This window comes from Candidatus Kurthia intestinigallinarum (genome assembly GCF_003991225.1).
Taxonomy (GTDB): Bacteria; Bacillota; Bacilli; order Bacillales_A; family Planococcaceae; genus Kurthia; species Kurthia populi.
Window position 1 is genome coordinate 874,343 of record NZ_JTFC01000031.1, and the last position, 23,402, is coordinate 897,744.

A 23,402-nucleotide genomic window follows, 5' to 3' on the forward strand; every position below is an offset into this window, starting at 1 on the left:
TTTTAACAGGTATTTCTTAGAACACGATGAGAAAAAGCATAAAAAAGAGGTTCGGACATCCGAACCTCTTTGTAGTTTCTTCTATTATAAGAAAACAATAATCGCTAAAATAATCGCCACCACAATACGGTAGATGGCAAACGGCACAAGTTTAACGCGGTCAATCAATTTCAGGAAGAATTTGATTGATAATAACGCAAATATGAAGGCACTAATAAAACCGACTGCATAAAAGCCCATATCAGCTGGATTAATTTCGTTCCAGTGCTTGATAAGTGATAGACCACTCGCACCCGCCATAATTGGCACCGCCATAATAAAAGTGAAGTCTGCGGCTGTTTTGTGATTTAAGCCAAATAGTACACCACCAGAAATCGTTGAACCTGAACGTGAAAAGCCTGGCCATAATGATAGACATTGTACAAGACCAATAAAGAAGGCATTTTTATAGCTCAGCTGGTCCAGTGATGTAATGCGTGGCACTTTCGGTCCTAGCTTATCCGCTGCAATCATTAAAAATGCACCGACAAGTAAGCCAATGATAACCGTTTCGATGCTAAACAAATGCTCATCGATGAAATCTTCGAATAATAAACCTAAAACGCCTGCAGGAATAATCCCGATTAAGACGTGAATCAAATTGAAATGATTGGATTTGGTTTGTCCTTCAATATGATACAAGCCAATCAAACTTAAGATACGTTTCCACATCACGACAACAACAGCCAAAATCGAGCCGAGCTGAATGACAATTTTAAATGTGTTGGCAGATGAGTCTCCTAAAAACTCACTCGTTTTTAACCACATATCATCCACAATAATCATATGCCCTGTAGATGATACAGGCGCAAACTCTGTCATCCCTTCAACGAAGCCAAGGATGAGCGCTTTTAAAAATTCAATAAACTCCATAATGTCTCCTTTTTCTATCCATAGAATGTGGGATTATCATAACACAACTTCATAGCAGATTTCTTTTACGATTATGTAAAAAAACACCTGTCTTAGCCAAACTCAGCCTCTAGACCTAGATGAAAATCCATTTGTAGACTGTTAAGAAACAATAGAAATCCACGTATGATAAAGATACAAATAACGAAGGAGGCACATGAACATGAAAAAATTTGGTTTAGCTCTTCTCGGAATCATTGCCGGGATCACAATTTTAGGAATGCTTGGCCCGCTTGGAGGACTCTTGTTTTCAGCAGCCATCGCTTACGCAGGAATTCACTTCTATATTAAATCAGATACTACTTTCTCAAAAGTCGTATGGGCTCTAGTAGCCATTGCTGGTGCATTATCAACTATCGCAAACTTCCCAGGATTACTTGGCTTAGTCGCTATCGCATTACTTGTCTACGTCTATAAAAAAGGCGATTGGGGTAGCAAAAAATCAGCACCAAAAGCCACAAAAACAAACGCAAATGACCCATTCCAAAACTTTGAAAAAGAATGGAACAACTTAACAAAATAATGATTATGAGGGGGACTCACAATGAATTTATTACAACGTTTAAAATACGCGATTGAGTCGGATTTCAAAGTTGAAGCATCACCTGAAAATCCATTAGCGCGTTTGAATCAATATATTAACGAAGCAGAAGCACAAACGAATGATACGAAAAAATATTTAGAACGCCAAGTATCACTTAAGCAGCATTTAGAAGCCCAACTTACAAAGGCACAGGAAATCTTAGCAAAGCGTGAAGAACAACTACAACTAGCAAAACAAGCTGGTGAACAAGACTTAATCGTATTCGCAGAAACAGAGCAAGCTGTCTACACAAGCCGTGTGCAATTACTGTCTCAATCAATCCACAACACAACAAATGAATTGATTGCGCTTGAACAAAAACATGAGCAAATGAAGCATAAAATCGAGGATATGAAAATTCGTCAGCTTCAGTTAATGGGGTATGAAAATAATGTCCGCGCAAATTACCATATGGACGCGATGTTAAATCCTGAAACACAGAAACATGTGTCAACAGTAGATGACATGCGTTACTACATCGACAACTTACAATCACCTACACAGGTAGTCGATCCAACAAGCTCATTAGAAGCGCGCCTAAATGCCCTTCAACATGAAGCACCAAAACAATTACCAACATTGGAAAAAGGCGAATAAATATTATACACTTGAAAGCAGGAAGTCGCGCAATTGCGCGTTTTTCTGCTTTCTACTATACATAAAAAAGGAGGGGACCTTACGATGACACAGCGCACAAATACATTTACGATTTTCTTTCTTGTTGCACTCATGCTGATGTTTGTAGAAGGATTTTTATTTGGGAATGGCAATATTTTCTTCGCATTCTTTGGCGTACTTGGCGTGATTTTTGCGATGAAGAAAAAGAAACGCACGATTTTTTGGATTAGCGCCGGTATTATTGTGCTCGTACTTATATCCATGTGGAGCATGCGTCTTATCGTCCTCGCCATTTTAGGATATGTCATCTTTAAAATGATGCGTAAAGAGCCAGTAGAGTTTGATTTTTCAAGCTATAAAGGCGCGGCAAATACGCAGAGTAATCCTGTTATCGCATTTGATTCAATGAATACAATGGAATCATATGAATGGCGTGATGTGCACATTCAAAATGCGGCAGGCGATATTATTATTGATACGACTTCTACGATTTTACCGAAAGATACGTCACTTATTAATGTGCGCCAAGGCTTTGGTAAAACAACCGTCTACGTGCCGTATGAAATTCCTGTACGCATTCATTTCAACACATTATTTGGTGAAGTTCATGCCTTTGACAATCAATACAATCGATTATTTAATGAATCGATTATGCTACAAGACGGGGCTAAAATCGATACACCGCAGCAATTAATTATTACCGTTTCAACATTCCTTGGCGACTTGGAGGTTGTACGAAAATGACAAAACTCATTATGCGCTTTATCGCGTTTCTTCTATTATTTACAGTAACCTTTGTACTCATTGGCTTTTTCTTTTGGCATACGCCACAAGGATTCCTTATTTTACTCGAAAAGAAATATTTAGAACTATCGTATGCTGTATGGCTAGCCATCATCTTTAGTGCCCTTAGCTTATTTATTTCATTCTGGTCGATTTCACTCACGCAGCAGCGTGATTACACGTATGGGCAAATGCTAGATCAGCTACTAAGAAATAGCGCGGCACTACCGAAAAAACGTGTATTACCACGCAAACAAACCGCACAAATTGCGGAGCTTGCAGAATTAATTCAGACACAGAAAAAAAGTCTACAACGCTTAATTAATGACGATGCGAAAGCGAAGGAAGCGATGATTGAGGAACAAGTTATTCAAGAACGTCAGCGCCTCGCACGTGAATTACATGACTCCGTATCCCAGCAGTTATTCGCCGCTTCGATGCTGTTATCAGCAATTAATGAAACCATTGATGTAAACGAAACCTCTGCAAAGCAGCTACAGCAAACGGAAAAAATCGTGCAGCAGGCACAGCTCGAAATGCGTGCCCTACTGCTCCATTTACGCCCTGCTGCCTTAAAAGGAAAAACACTTGCAGAGGGCATGAACGATTTATTAATGGAATTACGTCAAAAGGTACTGTTCACGATTCATGAACGCATCGAGGAAGTAACATTACCAAAAGGTGCTGAGGACCATGTCTTTCGTATCGCGCAAGAAACGTTATCGAATACACTACGACACTCAAAAGCAAGCGAGGTTGATTTATTATTAGTCGAACGCAATAAACGCGTCATTTTACGCGTGCAAGATAATGGTGTCGGCTTTGAATTAGATGATGACACACATGGTGGCTCGTACGGCTTACGTAATATCGAGGAGCGCACCATCGAAATTGGCGGGACATGTAAAATCGTCTCTGTCCCTAATCAAGGCACGATTATCGAAGTTCAAATCCCAACCGAACAGGAGGAAACGACATGATTCGTGTATTATTAGCCGATGATCATGAAATGGTCCGTATTGGCGTGTCCGCTTACTTACAAGCACAGCCAGATATGGAAGTTGTCGCTGAGGCAGAAAATGGAAAGCAAGCTGTTGAAAAGGCGCTCGAAACTCGCCCTGATATTATTTTAATGGATATGGTGATGCCCATTATGACGGGCGCCGAGGCAACGGCTGAAATTATTAAGCAATGGCCCGATGCGAAAATTATGGTCGTCACAAGCTTTTTAGATGATGATAAAGTATACCCTGCACTTGAAGCAGGTGCGATTAGTTATATCTTAAAAACGACCAACGCGAAAAGTATCGCAGACGCTATTCGAAAAACATTTGATGGCACGTCGGTATTAGAGCCGGAAGTTACAACGAAAATGATGCAGCGTATGCGTCAGCCTGAGCGTGAACTACATGAAGATTTAACAGAGCGTGAATCTGAGGTGCTGTTATTAATGGCGCGTGGTATGACAAATCAGGAAATCGCCGATGAACTCTTCATCGCCTTAAAAACAGTTAAAACCCATGTTAGTAATATCCTCTCTAAACTCGAGGTGCAAGACCGTACACAAGCCGTTGTGTATGCATTCTCACATCATTTAGTGAATTAAGTAGCTGCTCCTGTGGCTGCTTTTTTATTTTTCAGCACCCTAATTTTCTCTAAAAAGTCGTATCCTATTTTTTACAGGATGTTTTTTTGTAAAAATGAGTTTTTCGAATAGTAAAAACCGCCATTTTTCGCTATTATAAGGACATCCTAATTTAAATAGAAAGGGTTTTCATTTGAACATCGGGCAAAAAATCAAATTGCAACGACTCAAACGCCATATGACACAACAACAGCTTGCAAAAGGGATTTGTTCTACTTCCTATCTTAGTAAAATCGAAAAAAATCATGTCGTTCCAAAACAAGAAATCAAGAATGCTTTATTTAAACGCCTTGATATTCAAGATTCCTTATTTGAAATAGATGAACAGACCTTTATGCATCATATTCAAACAGCTTATCATGCTGTTTTATCGATTCAAACAAAAGAACATGCACGTATTGCGTACAATACATTTTATAGCACACCAATTTCGTTAAAAAATCCACAAAACTTTTATACAACAAATTTATATTTATGTTATTTTTCAATTATTGCAGAAGAGCCTCTCGAGAATGTGCAGCCTCTCGTTAATGGACTTTTAGCAATTAAAGACAACTTCACACCGTATCAAAATTTTTTATACCATGCGATTTATGCTAAGTTTCTATTTAAGCAAAATAAATTTGAAGAAGCAAAATCAGCTGTTTTTAAAGCCTTTAAAGTGATGAATATAAACACGATTGAAGAAATAGAGTACGCCACATTACTAGTACTTGAAGGGCAAATTCATTTTCGTCAGTACGAACATGGTAATGCCTTTTCTCGTACACGAAAAGCGCTCGATATTTTCTTAAATAATCATGCGCATGAGCAGATTTTAAAGACCTATAATTTTCTGGGCTTAATCAATCTACAATTCGGCAACTATGAATACGCCTTAAAATTTTTAAATACCGGCTATGACTACGCTGTGCAGCTCGCGAAAAAACATCATTATGGTCAGTTACTGCAAAATATCGGCTACACATATGCTCGTATGCAAGAGTCTAAGCGTGCAATTCACTATTATCGCCAAAGCTTAAAAAACAAAAAGGACCCAATGAAGCAATTGATTACAATTCATTCCCTAGTAAAAGAATATTCAAAGGTTAATCAAACCGAACAAATTACAAAATGGTGTAATTATGGCCTTGCGTTAATTAATAAACATGGGTTAGAAGATGAAGCGCGCAGCTACCACTTTCATTTTCATATTTATCCAATGCTTCATGACCTGGATGATTTTAAACCGTATTGCTTAGAAAACGCGATTCAGCATTTTAGTGCCATCAAGGACGATCGCAACGTTCAGAAATATGCGCTTGTATTAGCTGAAAAGTATGAAGCATTAGAAAACTATAAAAAAGCTGTTAGCTATTATCATTTAGCAAATGAGGCTAGTTTTTCTGTACGTGCTATCAAAGCTTGGCAAGACCTATAACAAAAAAAAACGACACTGCGATCAACACACAGCGTCGTTTTTTTCAATTGAGTAAAGCACATTACTCATTTATTCGGACCGCTATTTCTATCCACTGAAAATAGCGCTTTATCGTTCTACTTATGGAATTAAGTTCATCACAAAGTTTGTAACGTGTTGTAGTGACGTAAAATTAAATAGTTGTTGCGAACAAAACAGCATACTGAAACCAGCCAAAACTAGCGAAAATACAGAACCAACTAAAGCACCTTTTGTCGGTGATTTAATAGACATGAATAGCGGACCCTCCCGTACGTTTTTTACTTACTGCTAGTATACGGGATTAAAATTTCAGTTATATGACAAAACGCTTACGTTAACATTAAATCCATTGTCATTTGTAAAAAACACGTTATAAAAGATCTAATGCAAGCCTTTTCATTTTTCGTTATAATGGCTCATAGAAAAGAAGGTGCACACATATGTACAAAACCGTAGCACAAACGGCAAAAGATATTCATATGTCAGAATCACAAGTCATGCGCTATGTGCTGCATGGTCGTATTCGTTCTGTTTATGATGGCGAACAATTTTTAATTAATAGCCAACAATTCACGACGTATTTTGAACAACTTGAACAATTAAAACATGAAATCGACATTTGGAAGGCAACGCCGATTCCAGAGGACATTGATATTAAAGATGAAGATTAAAAAAGCATGTGAGATGGTAATTCGACAAACCCTCTCACACGCTTTTTTATTGTATTAAGCTAAAGATACTGCTTTTTCAGGCTTCGCTAACATATCTGCATAATCTTCCATCATGACACTAGCTGTTGGATACATACCTGCACCCGGTCCAACCATTGTTAATGTGCCAATATAGTTTGTATCAAGGGTTACCGCATTGTTGACGTCATCAATCGCATATAGCGGATGATCCGCTCCAACAAGCTGTGGGCCTACTTTAGCAATAATTTCACCCGTTGCCTCGTCGCGATACGCATCTGCTACGTGGCGATAGCGTAATCCTTGTGCTTTTGCCTCTTCTACCTGTTCAGATGAAATACCATCAATACCTACAACCTCTACTTTATTCCAATCAGGTTGCTCACCAAATGCTAGTGCACAAAGAATCATGAGCTTACGGAATGCATCCTCACCCGACACGTCATTATGTGGATCAGCTTCCGCATAGCCTAAATCTTGTGCGGCCTTTAGCGCGACATCAAACGGTAATTCCTCTGCGCGCATTTGCGTTAGGATATAGTTTGACGTGCCATTTAAAATGCCTTGCACTTGTTTTACTTCATTGACGCGTAGTAGGTTTTGCATCGTTTTAATAACAGGCACGCCGCCCGCCGTCGTTGCCTCGTAGCCTACTTGTACACCTTTTTTCTTGGCCTTTAATTGTAGTTCTTGACCGTATCGAGCAAACATCACTTTATTCGCTGTGATAACGTGACATCCCTTTTCAATCGCTTGATCTAAGTAACCATACGCTGGGTCCTCACCTACAATACCTTCAAACACGACCTCTAAATCTGGAATCGCTAAAATATCGTCAAATGACTCTGTAAATAGTGAAGAATCAATACCTTCACGTACTTTTGATGCGTCACGCACTAAAATTTTTGCGACTTCAATTTCTACGCCTAACGTTTGTTTGAAATGCTCACGACGTTCATGAACGATGTTGTAAATGCCTTGTCCAACCGTACCGAAACCTAAGATTGCTGCCTTGACTGATGTCATATTTGTTCGCCTCCAAATGCTTTTTCTTCTAAACGCTCTTTTTGTACTTACCGAGAGTACAAATGTTCCTTCATTAGAAACAATTATACTTAGTTTAGACGATAAGGTGCATAATTTCAAGAAAATTCTTTCTTCGATGGACAATTGTCTCCTCTAGGCGGTCACAAAGTGTTCAATGGACAAACGAATGAGTTAGCCATTTTTTCTGTTGGTGGCGAATGAGCCGAGTTGATTTTTTAAATACTTGCGAATGCTTTTTCAAGCGCTGCAATAATGTCATCGGCGTTTTCTAAACCGATCGATAAACGCACAAGTTCCTCAGGCACGCCTGAAGCAATTAATTCTTCTGCGCTTAGTTGCTGATGTGTTGTCGATGCGGGGTGGATAATTAGTGAACGCGCATCGCCAACATTTGCGACATGTGAGAATAATTCAACTGTATCGATTAACTGACGCCCTGCCTCGCGTCCCCCTTTAATACCGAATGTTAATACGGAGCCGGCACCATTTTTTAAATATTTTTTTGCAAGTGCAGCATTTTCACTCGTTTCAAGACCGTTGTAGCGAACCCATTCTACTTTGTCATGCTCGTCTAAAAATGCAGCAACTTTTGCGGCATTTTCATTGTGACGAGGTACACGTAAATGAATCGTCTCTAAACCTTGAATAAAGTTGAATGCAGCATCTGCACTTAATGTCGGACCGAAATCACGTAATAAAATGACACGAAGGCGCGTCGCAAAGGCGGCACTCGCTGCATCAATACCATAACGAATCCCATGATATGAAGCATCTGGCTCTGTATAATCTGGGAATTTACCACGCGTCCAATCAAATTTACCCGCGTCGACAACAACGCCACCAATCGTTGTACCATGGCCACCAATCCATTTTGTCGCAGAGTGAATAACTACGTCTGCACCGAATTCGATTGGATTTGAACCGATTGGTGATGCGAATGTATTATCAATAATTAATGGAATATCATGTTTATGTGCAATGTCTGCTAATGCTTCTAAATCAGCAATGGTAAGACTTGGATTCCCAATTGTTTCAGCGTAAATCGCTTTTGTATTTTCCTGAATCGCCGCTTCAAACTCAGCTGGATGACGCTCATCTACAAAGGTCGCTGTAATGCCGTAGCGAGGCAGTGTGTTGGCAAATAAATTATATGTACCACCATATAGACTATTAGCTGCAACGATATGGTCCCCCGCACGCGCAATATTTAAAATCGAGAACGCAATGGCCGCCATGCCTGATGATAGCGCTACTGCTGCTGTGCCACCTTCAAGAAGTGCGACACGCTTTTCAAATACATCGACTGTTGGATTCATAATACGAGAATAAATATTCCCCGGCTCCTCTAATGCGAATAACTTACGCGCATGTTCAGAGTCATTAAACTTATAGGCCGTTGTACGATAAATCGGTACTGCGATAGCACCTGTTTCTGGATCTGGCGTTTGGCCACCATGGATTGCGATTGTTTCTTTTTGAAATTCTGTCATATTCATTTCCTCCTAAAATTTTTCGATGGAACATCGGGAGAAAGAAGGAAAAATAAAAAACCCTTCTTCATAAGAAGAGGGTTGTATAAGCAATAGTCCTCCCCTTATCTTTCAGATCCGATTCAATCTGTAGGATTTAGCACCGTAGTAAAAATACTGGTTGCCGGGCATCGCAGGGCCTATTCCCTCCGCCACTCTTGATAAAGGTATATGATTTTTTTGTTCCATCTGATTGTACATCAGTATAACGAACTTACACATACGCGTCAACAGAATTTTCTAATTTTTTAAAATTTACTGTCTTTATAAGAAATATATGCACACATCCGCTAAAAACACACTTCTTTCGCTCGTTAACGATTGCTGTTACGAAAGTTTTAACTTTTGCACAAAATTACATCCCTTAAACAGCCTATAATTGTAAGTAAAAGGAAGGTGTTATATGCTATGTCTGAAAAAAAAGAGAAAAAGAATTTAAAAGGATTATGGATTGCTTTAGCGTTTCTTGCTCTCATTATCATTACATTTCTTCCGAATAACGGCGATGTCCCAATTGCTGGTCAACGCAGTCTTGCCATCCTCGCATTTGCCGTTATTTTATGGGTGACAGAGGCTGTATCCTATCCAGTTAGCGCCGCAATGATTATTGCGATTACAGCAATTTCACTTGGCTTTGCGCCAACAATTGAAGACCCTTCTGCTACGTATACAACTGCTGGTGCCTTAAAAATGATTTTAGGAGGCTTCTCTAATTCTGCTGTTGCCCTCGTTGCCGCTGCACTGTTTTTAGCAGCAGCGATGCAAGCGACAAACCTGCATAAACGCTTAGCATTATGGATTTTAAATATTGTTGGTACTAAAACAAAAAACATTGTTTTTGGCGCCATTTTAGTATCAATTATTTTAGCATTTTTCGTGCCAAGTGCTACCGCACGAGCTGGCGCTGTTGTACCTATTTTACTCGGAATGGTTGCTGCATTTGGACTTGCTAAAAATAGTAGACTTGCCGCATTACTCGTTATTACAGCCGTCCAATCCGTATCCATCTGGAATGTCGGTATTAAAACCGCTGCCGCACAAAACATGGTTGCACTCAGCTTTATTAATAAAGAATTTAATGTTGATGTGTCATGGAGTCAATGGTTCCTTTATGCCGCTCCGTTCTCACTCATTATGTCCGTTATTTTATTTTTCGTGATGATCAAGCTTATCAAACCTGAAACAAATGTCATTGAAGGCGGCAAGGATGTTATTAGACAGCAGCTCGATGAATTAGGTAAATTAAAAGCTACTGAAATTCGCCTAATTGTCATTTCACTACTACTGTTATTTTTCTGGTCAACAGAAGGTCGCCTTCATCAATTCGATACAACAACAGTCACAATTTTTGCGATTGCATTATTATTAACACCAAAAATCGGTGTCTTCGAATCCTGGAAGTCTGTTGAAGCACTTATTCCATGGGGTACAATTATTGTTTTTGCAGTCGGTATCGCACTTGGTACTGTACTGCTTGATACACAGGGAGCTCAGTGGTTATCTTCCACTGTATTTGGTTCACTTGGCCTTGAACATATGCCAATTCTTTCAACAATTGCGCTAGTAAGTGCCTTTAATATTTTGATTCACTTAGGCTTTGCGAGTGCAACGAGCTTATCGTCTGCGCTCATTCCAATTTTAATCGCACTCACAACAACGATTCAACTCCCTGCAGATGCTATCGGCTTTGTCTTAATTCAACAATTTGTTATTAGCTTTGGTTTCCTGTTACCAGTAAGTGCCCCGCAAAATATGCTAGCCTATGGTACAGGCGCCTTTACAGTCAAAGATTTCTTAAAATCAGGGATTCCACTTACAATTGCCGGTTATTTACTCATATTATTATTCAGCGCAACCTACTGGAAATGGCTTGGCTTATTATAAACCGACTAACAGAGCGTTCAAAAATGAGCGCTCTTTTTTCATAAATTCAAAGCGCTTTTGGTAGCCACTAAATGGCAAAATCCGTTATAGTTAAACTGGATTTACAAACTTACATATAGGGGGCTTTTTTAATGAATGATGTACAACAGCAATTACGCAATCACACATCGGTGCGTAAATATACAGGCGAAGAAATTCCGAAAGAAAAAGTATATGAAATGTTAGAGACCGCTCAAATGGCAGCCACTTCTCATTTCGTCCAAGCCTATAGCGTCATCTATGTGACCGATGAAGAGAAAAAACAAAAACTCGGCGAGCTTTCAAAAAATGACTTCCAATTTAAAACTGCTGGCGCCTCACTCTTATTTTGCGTCGACTTCAAGCGCCTACAAATCGCTGGTCAAAAATACGGTGTCGATATTACGGCAGATACGGCCGAAAATATTTTAGTTGGTGTCAATGATGTTGGCTTATTCGCACAAAACTTCGTTGTAGCCGCTGAATCAGAAGGCTATGGCATTTGCTATATCGGTGGTGCACGTACAGGAGCCGCAGAAATTAGCGAGCTATTTAACCTGCCTGAGTACGTGTTCCCAATGTTTGCGATGACACTTGGTACACCGACAAAAACAAATGATTCAAAACCACGTCTACCAATCGATGCTATCGTCCACGAAAATGGCTATGATGTTGAAAAGTATGATGCGCTTTTATCTCAATATGATGAAGACTTAAATAACTATTACTTAAACCGTAATGCCAATCAAAAGAATGAAAACTGGACACGTCAAATGGCAGATTACTTAGTGAAACAACAGCGTCCACATATGAAGGATTTCTTAGCTTCAAAAGGCTTTACGTGGAAATAAGCGCATTAAAAAAGAGACTCGGACAAAACACGTCTCTTCCTTTTTTTGCGTTCGCAATGAAAAACCGGAACCGCGCCACAGCGCGATTCCGGTTTTTTTATGCTTATATAAGAGGTTGCTACACGTATGTCAAAGCCTCTTTTTTGCTTATTCTTTTTCTAGTAAGCCATCCACTTTTAATTCTTTTACTGGTAGGAAGACATCTGTAGAATTAATATATGTTACTTCTACCTTGTCTTTTTCCTGTAAATAAACTGCAAGCGGTGCAACTTCCGTTGACACGATATAATTATCGCCATTGTCTAATAAGAAGGAAACATTTGTGAAGTCACCATTTTGCTCCTTATAGACACGCACCACTTTACCAGTCGTTGTTTTTTCTTCCTGTGATGAGCTACCGTTTACCGTACTTGATGCTCCCGTACGACTTAGCACCGTTTTATACTGACGCAGTGCTTCATTTGGTGTAGCACCTGTTACGGCAATCTCAGGATTTGCTGCTGACACGATGTAGTAGTTTTGTAAGAAGCCATTTGAATCAAGCACCGGTACTAACCAGCTTGCCTCACCGTAGAAATTATACAGAAGCGGCATTGAGCCCTCCCATTTCTTCTCAACGAATTTCTTCTCAACTACTTGAAGCGCACCTTCTGAATCCATATACGCTTCGTTTTTATTCCCTGTATAATACGTGCCCTCGCCTGTACGTGCATTCGTTAATGAATAGCCAAGCATTGAGTCCACGCCCTCTTTTGGACTTGTGAAATCAGTGAAATAATACATATCCCCTTTTTCATCAAATACAGGACTTACATTTGCTTCTGTCCCTTCATCTGAAGGAAGCTTGATGTCACGTTTACCGAAAATCGTATTGAAATAACCATGTACATATTTACCGAAGTAGCTATTTTGTAGGCTCACCGCTTCTGGTGACACCGCGCCGTCAATAAATGCTGGTACATCTTTTAGTGCATACGTTTTAATATTCCCTGACGCCGCATCTACCATAACAATCCCTTTTGGCGCAAAGCCGTTACGTGCCGAGATAAATTCACCATATGTGCGGATATAGTACGGCTTACCGTCATCATCGACTTCAAGTTGAACATCGCCGTTGAAAATTTTCGTTGGATTATGCAGACGCATATAACGCTCGACATTGTTATTTAAGTACGCAGACTCTGCATACTTCATTTCTGATTTGACGAATTTCGGATTAGCTGATGAATCCGTAGCACTCACCATAAAGTAACCTGGTGATGTATTCCCTTTAAACCATTTCCAGAAATCTGAGAACTCGACTGGCGCAATATAGACAAACTCACCGTTTACCTTTTGAATTTGTAAATTGCCTAGCTCATAATAACTTGTATTCGGCACTTGACTAAAGGCCTTTTTCATCTTATTACGTGCATATTTTGGTGGCACACTCGCTGGCGTTTTCGTTTCATCGAATGCTTTTAGCTCTGTTTTCGTCGCCATTTTTGCTGAGTCATATTTATCATTCGCATTTAGCATGGGCGCAAGTAGCATATAGCCTGCAAATAATACACTCGCTACCCCAACGACCAACTTCACCTTTTGCTCCAGACCAGCAGAAAATGCACTACCGATAATTGCTAGAATGAAAAATGCTGGCCATAGTGCTGTCCAGTTTTGGTCAATCTTTGTAATGTAGAAAATAAGTCCGAACACGATAAACGCGAGGACAAAGACCCCGCCGAAAAACGCTGCCTTAAAGCCCCATTTAAAATCGCCTTCCTTTGTTTTGCCCGTCAAAGGTACGATTAAAATGGCGGATATCGCCGCAAAAATTGCTGCAATAACAAACGTCATAATCATTTTTAGTTCCCTCCCAAATCTCGATACTTTTTATACGGAATATGTATGTAAAAAGTTTCATTTTAGAGGTATTTCGGGAATAAAACAACTAATTCGCTTTTGAATGGAGGAATGTTTATGAAAACCTTCTATATCATTGGCGCAATTGCATCGGCAATGTATGCTGTACATTTTATGCCGCTTGATGAAGCATATTTCATCAAGCAAATTTTCAAGGTTATTCCGATGCTCTTCATCATTCTTCTTGCATACCGCTTCCATGATCTACGACAGGAGAGCTACTCACGTTCGGTTATTGTAGCGCTAATTTTGATTACTTGCGGGACGGCGACACTGCCATACTTAGTGTTTAGCTTAATGTTTTTCGCCGCAGGTCAACTATACTTTCTTCGAGCATTTTTCACGATGCCATGGAAAACGCCACATAAATCCCTGCTCATCGCACTTGTGATGGTTGCAGCGATTATTATCGGTTGGGTCGTTGGCAACATCATGAAAGATCACCTCTATATGCTTAGTCTAGTTATTAGCCTCTACATTGCGATTACATTAACGATGCTTTGGGCCTCTTTCCACACACGTCAATGGATGATCATTACCGCAACACTGTCCTTTGCCACAGCTAATTTACTGTTTGCCATCAACAACTTCATTACGCCACTTAGTAACCTAAATGCGCTCATCATGACGCCTTATTATTGCGCAGCGCTTTTATTTAGCCTAAGTATCGTAAGTTATTTCGGTTTGCCAAATAAAGTGTTAGAATAACGTTAGAATAGTCTTTATTTTTGTAAAATTACGTCATAAAGCTACATTCGTCATTTATTAGGAGGGTTTTTAAGAATGAAAGAAACAGTTATTGAACGCTTAGTGCGCTATGCAAAAGTTGATACGCAATCAAATGCAGAGAGCGAAACAACACCATCAACGAAAAAACAATGGGATTTACTACACTTACTTGAAGCAGAGCTAAAAGAAATTGGCATGCAAGATGTAACTGTAGATGAATATGGTTACCTATTTGCGACACTACCAGCAAACACAGACAAAGAAATCCCAACAATCGGTTTCTTAGCACATGTTGATACTGCAACAGATTTCACTGGCACAAACGTGAATCCAAAGCGCTGGGACAACTATGACGGCGGCGATTTACAATTAAATGACGACGTCGTACTATCACCTTCTATGTCACCTGAGCTTGCAGGTTATGTTGGTCAAACACTCATCACAACAGACGGTACAACATTACTTGGCGCAGATGATAAAGCCGGTATCGTTGAAATTATGACAGCAATGGAATATTTAATTCAACATCCAGAAATCAAACATGGCGAGCTACGCGTTGGCTTCACACCAGATGAGGAAATCGGTCGTGGCCCACATAAATTTGACGTCAAACGCTTTAATGCGGATTTCGCTTATACAATGGATGGTGGTCCACTAGGTGAATTAGAATATGAGAGCTTCAATGCAGCGTACGCGAAAGTCACAACTTTCGGTACAAATGTACACCCTGGTTCAGCTAAAAATAAAATGGTAAACTCAATTACTGCTGCGATTAAATTCCAAGAAATGATGCCTAAAGATGCGGTTCCTGAATTAACAGACGGCCGCGATGGCTTCATTCACTTAATGGAATTCAATGGTACCATCGAAAAAACGGAAATGGAATATATTATCCGTGACCACGACCATGACCAATTTGAAGCGAAAAAAGCACTTGTACAACAAGCCGCTGAGCAGTTAAAAGCCGAGTACGGTGCTGATGCTGTCGTACTTGATATGGGTGACCAATATTACAATATGGGCGACAAAATTGAACCTGTAAAACATATCGTTGATATCGCACACAAAGCGATGACAAACTTAGGTATTACACCAATCGTAAAACCAATTCGCGGTGGTACAGATGGCTCTCAACTTTCTTATATGGGCTTACCGACACCAAATATTTTCGCTGGCGGCGAAAATATGCACGGTAAATACGAATACGTGTCAGCTGAAACAATGGTTAAAGCAACGGAAGTAATGATTGAAATGATCAAACTTTACGAGGCACAAGCTTAACATATAAATAGAGGCTGAGACAAAACACGTCATGTTGCTTTTTTAGCGTTCGCAACGAAAAACCGGAACCGCACAGCGCGATTCCGGTTTTTCTTATGCTCAAGCGGTTGTTTCCGACGTATGTCCTAGCCTCATTTTTATGCACATCATTATCTGTATTTTTCGACATTTACAATACATGTGGATTATTTTTGTGTACACTAATGCTAATCCACTGTTAATTCATGAAAGGAGTATGTTGATGTTTGAAATTCTTCTTGGTGTACTCGCCGCATTATTTTTTGCGGTGACGTTCATTTTAAATCATGCGATGGAGCTTGATGGTGGTAGCTGGCTTTGGAGTTCGTCGCTACGTTATTTCTTTATGCTACCCTTTTTATTTATCATCGTCGCCATGCAGCATAATGTAAAACCAATGACGACTGAAATGAAAAAAGCTCCCATACAGTGGTTACTGTGGAGCTTTGTAGGCTTCGTTTTATTTTATGCACCGCTCACATTTGCAGCCGCATATGGTCCAGGCTGGCTCGTATCTGGTACGTGGCAGTTTACGATTGTTGCCGGGGTGCTACTCGCACCACTGTTTTTTATACATACAGCAACTGGTCAAAAGGTACGGCAACAGATTCCCGTTACGTCACTCGGCATTTCCTGTATTATTTTAGTCGGTATCGTCTTGATTCAAATTCCGAGCATCTCCTCTGTCGGCTCTAAAGATTTACTGCTTGGATTAATCCCTGTCCTCATTGCTGCGTTTGCTTACCCACTCGGCAATCGTAAAATGATGGACCTTTGTGATGGACGTCTTGATACCTTTAGCCGTGTTCTCGGCATGACGATTGCATCGATGCCTGCATGGATAGTCATGGCGATTTATGCGCTGATGACAGTCGGGTTCCCGTCAATGAGTCAAGTCATCAATTCATTTATTGTCGCGATCAGCTCGGGCATTGTAGCGACCGTATTATTTTTCATTGCGACCGATCGGGTGCGTAGTGACCAAGGAAAGCTCGCGGCGGTTGAAGCCACACAATCTGCTGAAATTATTTTTGTTATTATCGGTGAAATGATTTTATTAAATGTCGCGCTACCATCGACAATGGCACTTATCGGTCTTGTCGTTATTATTCTTGGCATGTTTATTCATAGTTATCATACAATGCTACTGAAAAAGAAGGTCCATTAAGCGTCCTTTTTACGCACAAAAAAAGAACGCTATGGTTGGCGAAAACCGAGCGTTCCGGGAGTGTTCGTTCTATTCAAAACTTTTGAGGGGGGTTAAGAATAGTACGTAGATTAACTAAGATTTGGAGAAAAGTAGCTAATCATGAATCTTCTCAAAGTTGCAATTGAAGAGAAGGAGTTTTTCTTTATGTGATAATGATAATCTTTCTCAATTGAATAGTCAAGACTATTTGAGAAAATAGTTTAAATTTTTTATAAAGGTGGAGATTTTTCTATGTCAGCATTATCGCGTGACCAGTTGATACAACTGCATTCATACAGTATTTACCCCGATGAAATGGAACAAAAACTTTTCTCTTTAGAAGACGTTCTAAATGAGAATTTCAAATTAGATTTGCTGAGAATGGCTCAAGTTTTCAGTGATAACACAAATGAAACGGTAGCACTTTCTTACTTTACAAAGCGCTACGGCATGTTTATTTCCATGCAATTTTATATGATGACGGCCTACGAGGAAGTCTGGCAAGGCGATTTTTCGGCTATTGGTTTTATTGCACGCGAAGAATACGGGCGCCGCTCCCTCTCTATGACGGCTAATAGTGACGACTGGGATTTCGTCGATGAGGATGAGCGCTACGAGGCCATTCATACAATTTTACATGAGCAATGCCTGCCAGTTGTCAAAGCACTGCGCGCCATTACAGCGATTTCTCCGCTTCTTATTTGGGAAAATATTTTCGGCTATATGCTGTGGCATTTTCATACGCTACTACAAAATCCATTAACGCATGATACCGCACGTGAAATCGTTGATATTTTAGAGGCAGAGGACGTCTGGCAAGGTATTTCTGAACATTCTATCTGGCATCGCTATACAAATGGTGTGCATCCATCTTCTCTAATCAATGTGCCTGTTCGTAAAACGTGTTGCTTTTCAAAGGATGTACCCGGACTCATGGTATGTGGATTTTGTCCATTAAAGTAGGACTTTACAAATTTTAAGATTAGCAGTAGACTGTAACTATAATTTTCCCAAAGGAAACTTTTTGTACTATAAGAAAAAATAAAGGAAGAAGGAAACTACAATGGCTCAAATGAAGATTCCACTTTTCCATCCTTATAAACGTCCTTCTGCTGAAGCTGTATTGAATGGGAACGTCAAAGGATTCAAAAGAATTTTGCCATTCCTCGGACCTGCTTTTATCGCTGCGGTTGCCTATATTGATCCTGGTAACTTTGCAACGAATATTACTGCAGGTTCTGAATACGGCTATTTATTACTATGGGTTATTATCATCTCTAATTTGATGGCAGTGCTTATTCAATCACTCTCTGCAAAGCTTGGCATTGCGACTGGCAAAAACTTACCCGAAGTAGCGCGTGAGAACTTTTCAAAAAAAACTTCTATCATGCTATGGATTCAAGCTGAATTGGTCATTATGGCGACTGATTTAGCAGAGTTTATCGGTGCAGCACTTGGTTTATATTTATTATTTAACATTCCGATGATTCCAGCGGCCATTATTACCGCGATTGGCTCATTTGCGATTTTAGAGTTACAGCGCCGTGGTGTACGTGCCTTTGAGGCTGGTGTTTCAGCAATGGTTGTTATGGTCGTGCTCGCATTTGCGGTACAGTTATTTATCGCCGATCCAAATGTTGGTGACGTTGTAGGTGGCCTATTCCCTGCCTTTGATGGCGTCAATTCATTATTACTTGCTACAGGGATTCTTGGTGCGACAGTGATGCCACACGCGATTTACTTACATTCATCGCTGACACAGCATCGTGTAAAAGCGGAAACACCGGAGCTGAAAAAACGTGTTTTCCGCTTTGAATTAATCGATATTATTTTCGCGATGATTGTCGCAGGTGCTATCAATATGGCAATGCTTATTATTGCCGCTGCCACCTTCCATACACGCGGCCTTCATATCGAAGACTTAGATGTCGCCTACAATTCATTCCACGAGCTTTTAGGCCCAACTGCCGCCATTTCATTTGGTCTTGGCTTATTAATCGCTGGTCTTGCAAGTTCATCTGTCGGTACACTCGCTGGTGACGTCGTCATGCAAGGCTTTATTCAAAAAAGTATTCGCCTGTACGTGCGCCGGACCATTACGATGATTCCGCCACTTGCGATTATTATTTTCGGCATTAATGCTACAAAGGCACTCGTTTGGAGCCAGGTCATTTTATCATTCGGGATTGCCTTTGCCCTCATTCCACTCGTTATGTTTACGAGCAACAAACGCATCATGGGGCCTACTCTAGTGAATCATAAACTTACGACGATTCTTGGCTGGGCCATTTCAGCACTGGTCGTTTGCTTGAATTTATATTTAATTTATCAAACCTTTTTCGAGAACTAAAAAACGACTGGGGCAAAAAACGTCACTTTCCCTTTTTAGCGTTCGAAACAAAAAACCGGAACTACGCCACAGCGCGATTCCGGTTTTTCTTATGCTCCTATGAGCGGTTGTTATACGTATGTCAAAGTCTCTTGTTTATAGTTGATGAGCGAGATAACGATACGATGATGGAATTTCAGGCTGTGCTCCTTTTTGCGTGACAACATAGCCAGCTACATCCGAAGCATAATGAATCGCTTCCTCGAGTTCAGCCCCGTTTAATAGCGCGACAGCTAATGCGCCACTAAATGCATCCCCTGCGCCCGTTGTATCGACAGGTCTCATCTTATTTGATGATAAATAACCTTGCTGTCCGTTTCTTGTAAAGTAATACGAACCCTTTTTACCGAGCGTTACAATAACGCAGCCGACTCCTTTATTAATCAAAATTTCACAGGCTTCGCTCAAATTATCTTCATCAAACGGAATGCCTGATAAGCTTTCAAGCTCTGTACAGTTAGGTGTTAAATAATCAATTTTCATCAGCATATCATCTGATAATGGCTGTGATGGCGCTGGATTTAAGAAAATTTGCGTATTGCTCGCATAGGCAATATCGATGGCGCGCTCAATCGCAGGTAGTGGAATTTCTAATTGTAATAACAGCATATCGCTTCGTTCAATGACGTCACTTGCTTCATCAATTTGTGCAGGTGTTACATTAAAATTAGCGCCGGGATAAAGTAAAATCGAGTTTTCTGCTGTATGTGAGAGCTGAATAATCGCCTGCCCTGTTAAGCCCTGTTGATGGATATAGGTTGTATCCACATGCTGTCCTTCTAAATTGAAAATCGCTTGCTGACCGTAACCATCTTCGCCGACACTCCCGACGAAGGCGACATCTGCACCTAATTGTGCGGCTGTCATCGCCTGATTTGAGCCCTTCCCACCGAAAAATAGGTGATGGTCCGTCGTTTGAATCGTTTGACCTTCCTTCACAATCGATGGCACCTCATATACTAAATCTATATTAATACTACCAACCACAACAATTCTCTTTGACATGCACTAAAATCCCCCTAAAAGTATTTACAACGTTTTTCCAATCGTTGTTACTGCCTCGAAGAATAGTTTGATAAATGCTGCGCGGTCAACGCTGTGTAGCACATGCACATTTGGCTCTTTGCCCGATTGCTTCGTATAATCAACAATCGTCGCCCCCTGTGTCAGACGCCCCTCTAGTTCTACCTCAACGAAATAATCATCACCGCGGTACAGCTCAGGTGCGACAAGACAGGCCACCGCACTCACATCATGAATGCGAATCTGCTCCTCAAAGCCAGGTGTATAAAAAGGTGTCTGCTTTTGTGTAAACGTATAAAACTGCATCATATCCGCCACTTTTTCGGCGAATGGTGTCCCAAGTGTACGTAGATGCGCCATTTCATCACGTGTAATATACGCTTTATGTGTCACATCAAGGCCACTCATAATGATCGGCACACCAGCACGCATAACAAGCTCCGCTGCATGTGGGTCTACATAGGCATTAAACTCAGCCGTCGTTGACATATTACCACCGACTGCAGAACCGCCCATCCATGAAATTTGTTTAATATTTGGTTTCACTTCAGGATGTGCAATAAGTAGTGCAGCGATGTTTGTTAGTGGCCCAGTCGCAACAATCGTTATCGGCTCTGTTGAATGCATAAGTGTGTCATATATCGCCTGAATTGCTGGACGTTTACTCGCTTCAAATGCAGGGTCTGCCCATTTCACATTGCCAAGACCGCCCTCACCGTGAATATCTTCCGCTACTTCTTGCTTACGAAATAATGGCTGTGGTAAACCGCGTGCCACTTCTACATGCTTGTTAATATACGTTAAAAAGCTCAGTGCATTATACGTCGTTTTATCAATCGTTAAGTTCCCCGCTTCCGTTGTCACAAGACGCACATCCAGCTCTGGTCGTGCAAATGCAAGCATCAGCATCATCGTGTCATCAATACCTGGGTCACAATCAATAATCACCGGAATCTGATTCAAACTATTCACTTCTCCTATCATTCTAGCTTTTTTTTAGACCTTATTCACTACTTTTTATAAACAATCTCAAAATCGTCATTATTTTTAATTAATGCTGTACCAACATAGCCTGCTTTTAATAATGCCTGCTGTGCTTCGGTGTCACTCATTGAAATCGTTTTTTCTTCCTGATAAATAGGTGATGCCGCTTTTAAATCCTTGAAGAAAATATAACGTAATTTACCGCCGTATTTTAATTTTAAGCCTTTCACGACTAAGCCCTGTGAAAATTTATCTTTTAAGCTTGGAATATTGTATGGTTTTACAGTCGCACAAACATAGTCATAGCGCGTCAAATCTGCCGCTTCCATAATGACCTGCGCCATAAGCTTTTGTAAGCCGTAGCCACGCCAGTCTGGTGAGACATTTGAAATCTCCTGATAAAAAACGCGTGATAACTTTTCTTTTGCTACGCCGCAGTCGATGCCTAAATGCTCAGGGTCATCTTGTGGATCAAGTAATGCACGAAAGGCAATCAGTTCATCCTCTGCATACACACCCATTAGCAGGCCATTACCACTTAAAATATTTGTGAACTCAGCTGTTGAGAGTGGCTGTAATGTATTTTTATCTGGTAATGCATCATACACTTTTTGCTGTAACATTTCTAGTTCTGCTAAATGCGCCATTGTTAGTTTTTGCATCGTGACAGGCGTGTCTCCTAGCATGCCTTCATAAAATGTCATACTAGCCCTCCTTTACAACATCTTTGAATTTGCAAAGCTCTTCTAAGATGGCTTCATCCACTGTTACCCCTAAACCTGGTTTTTCGTTTAGTTCGATAAATGGTACCTCATAGTGCAAGTCGCCGATGTCTTTTGAGAATTTTAATGGACCGGTTAATTCAACACTTGTCATATTTTTTTTCGAGAATGCAACGTGGAAGCCAGCCGCTGAACCAACGGATGATTCAACCATTGAACCAACTTGGCATTCAATACCAGCCATCTCAGCCATTACTGCTAACTTCATTGCTGGATAAATTCCACCGCATTTCATTAATTTAATATTTACTTTATCCGCCGCGCGTTTTGCGATAATTTCGCGCATTTCTTTTACGCCATGTAAGCCTTCATCAATCATTAGTGACACATCTGCTTTTGATTTAATTTCCACCATCGCGTCAATATCATCTGCTTTTACGGGTTGCTCTAACCAGTCGATGTCTAAATCGCGCATTGCACGTAAACCGCGTAATGTTGTTGAGGCATTGACCCAGCCTTGATTGACGTCTACACGAATAGCGATGTCGGCACCGACACGTTCACGTACTGCTTTAATGCGCTCGACGTCTTTCATTACTTCTGTACCGACCTTCATTTTGAATGAACGATAGCCCATCTCAACATGCTCCGCCGCCTCATTGGCCATTTTTTCGGGACTACCAATGCTAAGTACATGTGTGATTGGGAATTTTTTATGGAATCGTCCGCCGATTAATTGATATACTGGTACTTGCAGTGTCTTACCGGCAATATCAAAGCACGCAATATCGATTGCTGCTTTTGCGGCTGGCACGTCACGAATGACTTTATTCATTACTTCATGAATTTTCTCAAACTCCATTGGATTTTGACCAATAACTGCAGGAGCTAATTGGTGTTTTAATACTGCATACGTGCTTTCCCATGATTCGCCTGTTACGTGATCATCTGGTACAGACTCTCCGTAGCCGATGACACCTGTATCCGTCGTCATTTTGACGATGATTGATGGCATCGTATCATAGCGATCATACGAAATAATAAAAGGCTCGATTAGTGGTAAGTGAATTGCATAGATTTCAATTTGTGTAATTTTCATGTTAGATACTCCTGTTATGTTAAAATA

22 protein-coding genes and 1 riboswitch are annotated in these 23,402 nt (G+C 40.4%); of the genes, 14 read left to right on the forward strand and 8 right to left on the reverse strand.

The window, feature by feature from the left end; translation table 11 throughout:
• Positions 1-84: 84 nt before the first annotated feature.
• A complete protein-coding gene (locus QI30_RS12745; RefSeq protein ID WP_020188980.1) occupies positions 85-912 on the reverse strand; it encodes an undecaprenyl-diphosphate phosphatase in 828 nt (275 codons plus the stop codon).
• A 202-nt stretch (positions 913-1,114) separates the two neighbouring features.
• Between QI30_RS12745 and QI30_RS12750 the strand changes: the two genes are divergently transcribed.
• The 7 genes from QI30_RS12750 to QI30_RS12780 all read left to right on the forward strand — a co-directional run bounded on the left by QI30_RS12750 (position 1,115) and on the right by QI30_RS12780 (position 6,692).
• Entirely contained in the window at positions 1,115-1,474 is a 360-nt protein-coding gene (locus tag QI30_RS12750) for an ABC transporter permease (RefSeq protein ID WP_126991006.1), read from the forward strand.
• A gap of 21 nt (positions 1,475-1,495) precedes the next feature.
• Complete coding sequence (locus QI30_RS12755; protein WP_020188978.1) at positions 1,496-2,131, forward strand: PspA/IM30 family protein; 636 nt, start codon at positions 1,496-1,498, stop codon at positions 2,129-2,131.
• 84 nt (positions 2,132-2,215) lie between these two features.
• Positions 2,216-2,896 carry a cell wall-active antibiotics response protein LiaF gene (gene liaF, locus QI30_RS12760; RefSeq protein WP_126991007.1) on the forward strand — a complete coding sequence of 227 codons (681 nt, stop codon included), beginning with the start codon at positions 2,216-2,218 and terminating at the stop codon, positions 2,894-2,896.
• The gene (locus QI30_RS12765) at positions 2,893-3,915 is read left to right on the forward strand and encodes a sensor histidine kinase (RefSeq protein ID WP_020188976.1); all 1,023 of its coding nucleotides are present in this window, start codon (positions 2,893-2,895) and stop codon (positions 3,913-3,915) included. Before liaF ends, QI30_RS12765 begins: the two co-directional genes overlap by 4 nt.
• Positions 3,912-4,541, forward strand: a complete 630-nt coding sequence (locus QI30_RS12770; protein ID WP_020188975.1) for a response regulator transcription factor — start codon at positions 3,912-3,914, stop codon at positions 4,539-4,541. Before QI30_RS12765 ends, QI30_RS12770 begins: the two co-directional genes overlap by 4 nt.
• A gap of 172 nt (positions 4,542-4,713) precedes the next feature.
• Positions 4,714-6,000 (forward strand): helix-turn-helix transcriptional regulator, encoded by a 1,287-nt coding sequence (locus QI30_RS12775; RefSeq protein WP_126991008.1) that lies wholly within the window; start codon positions 4,714-4,716, stop codon positions 5,998-6,000.
• A gap of 461 nt (positions 6,001-6,461) precedes the next feature.
• Entirely contained in the window at positions 6,462-6,692 is a 231-nt protein-coding gene (locus QI30_RS12780; RefSeq protein ID WP_020188972.1) for a hypothetical protein, read from the forward strand.
• A gap of 54 nt (positions 6,693-6,746) precedes the next feature.
• Here the strand turns inward: QI30_RS12780 and QI30_RS12785 are convergent, their stop codons facing one another.
• Together QI30_RS12785 and QI30_RS12790 are read right to left on the reverse strand one after the other, a co-directional pair.
• Positions 6,747-7,736 (reverse strand): homoserine dehydrogenase, encoded by a 990-nt coding sequence (locus QI30_RS12785; RefSeq protein WP_020188971.1) that lies wholly within the window; start codon positions 7,734-7,736, stop codon positions 6,747-6,749.
• Positions 7,737-7,972: 236 nt separating this feature from the next.
• A complete protein-coding gene (locus QI30_RS12790) occupies positions 7,973-9,247 on the reverse strand; it encodes an O-acetylhomoserine aminocarboxypropyltransferase/cysteine synthase family protein (RefSeq protein WP_126991009.1) in 1,275 nt (424 codons plus the stop codon).
• A 101-nt stretch (positions 9,248-9,348) separates the two neighbouring features.
• Positions 9,349-9,454: riboswitch (SAM riboswitch) on the reverse strand.
• A 240-nt stretch (positions 9,455-9,694) separates the two neighbouring features.
• On the opposite strand from QI30_RS12790, the gene QI30_RS12795 reads away from it, so the two are divergent.
• Positions 9,695-11,170 (forward strand): SLC13 family permease, encoded by a 1,476-nt coding sequence (locus QI30_RS12795; RefSeq protein ID WP_029497692.1) that lies wholly within the window; start codon positions 9,695-9,697, stop codon positions 11,168-11,170.
• Positions 11,171-11,301: 131 nt separating this feature from the next.
• Positions 11,302-12,039, forward strand: coding sequence for an oxygen-insensitive NADPH nitroreductase (nfsA, locus tag QI30_RS12800; protein WP_020188968.1), 738 nt, complete (start codon positions 11,302-11,304; stop codon positions 12,037-12,039).
• Between the two features lie 147 nt (positions 12,040-12,186).
• Here nfsA and QI30_RS12805 read toward each other — a convergent pair whose 3' ends face one another.
• Positions 12,187-13,881: a hypothetical protein gene (locus tag QI30_RS12805; protein ID WP_126991010.1), complete on the reverse strand. Its 1,695-nt coding sequence runs from the start codon at positions 13,879-13,881 to the stop codon at positions 12,187-12,189.
• A 117-nt stretch (positions 13,882-13,998) separates the two neighbouring features.
• On the opposite strand from QI30_RS12805, the gene QI30_RS12810 reads away from it, so the two are divergent.
• From QI30_RS12810 to QI30_RS12830, 5 genes are all read left to right on the forward strand, one after another.
• Positions 13,999-14,649, forward strand: a complete 651-nt coding sequence (locus QI30_RS12810) for a lysoplasmalogenase family protein (protein ID WP_158621035.1) — start codon at positions 13,999-14,001, stop codon at positions 14,647-14,649.
• A gap of 75 nt (positions 14,650-14,724) precedes the next feature.
• Positions 14,725-15,951: a peptidase T gene (pepT, locus tag QI30_RS12815; RefSeq protein WP_126991012.1), complete on the forward strand. Its 1,227-nt coding sequence runs from the start codon at positions 14,725-14,727 to the stop codon at positions 15,949-15,951.
• 241 nt (positions 15,952-16,192) lie between these two features.
• Entirely contained in the window at positions 16,193-17,137 is a 945-nt protein-coding gene (locus tag QI30_RS12820; protein WP_126991013.1) for a DMT family transporter, read from the forward strand.
• Between the two features lie 273 nt (positions 17,138-17,410).
• On the forward strand, positions 17,411-18,121 hold the full coding sequence (locus QI30_RS12825; RefSeq protein WP_020188963.1) for a hypothetical protein: 711 nt from the start codon (positions 17,411-17,413) through the stop codon (positions 18,119-18,121).
• Between the two features lie 100 nt (positions 18,122-18,221).
• A complete protein-coding gene (locus QI30_RS12830) occupies positions 18,222-19,508 on the forward strand; it encodes an Nramp family divalent metal transporter (RefSeq protein WP_126991014.1) in 1,287 nt (428 codons plus the stop codon).
• 135 nt (positions 19,509-19,643) lie between these two features.
• Here the strand turns inward: QI30_RS12830 and rbsK are convergent, their stop codons facing one another.
• Genes rbsK through QI30_RS12850 form a run of 4 tightly spaced genes read right to left on the reverse strand, consistent with a single transcriptional unit; the run spans position 19,644 to position 23,375 of the window.
• Positions 19,644-20,552 carry a ribokinase gene (rbsK, locus tag QI30_RS12835; RefSeq protein WP_126991015.1) on the reverse strand — a complete coding sequence of 303 codons (909 nt, stop codon included), beginning with the start codon at positions 20,550-20,552 and terminating at the stop codon, positions 19,644-19,646.
• A gap of 24 nt (positions 20,553-20,576) precedes the next feature.
• The gene (locus tag QI30_RS12840) at positions 20,577-21,542 is read right to left on the reverse strand and encodes a nucleoside hydrolase (protein WP_233600577.1); all 966 of its coding nucleotides are present in this window, start codon (positions 21,540-21,542) and stop codon (positions 20,577-20,579) included.
• A 38-nt stretch (positions 21,543-21,580) separates the two neighbouring features.
• Positions 21,581-22,258 carry a GNAT family N-acetyltransferase gene (locus QI30_RS12845; RefSeq protein WP_199754680.1) on the reverse strand — a complete coding sequence of 226 codons (678 nt, stop codon included), beginning with the start codon at positions 22,256-22,258 and terminating at the stop codon, positions 21,581-21,583.
• A gap of 1 nt (position 22,259) precedes the next feature.
• Positions 22,260-23,375: a mandelate racemase/muconate lactonizing enzyme family protein gene (locus tag QI30_RS12850; protein ID WP_126991017.1), complete on the reverse strand. Its 1,116-nt coding sequence runs from the start codon at positions 23,373-23,375 to the stop codon at positions 22,260-22,262.
• Positions 23,376-23,402: the final 27 nt, after the last annotated feature.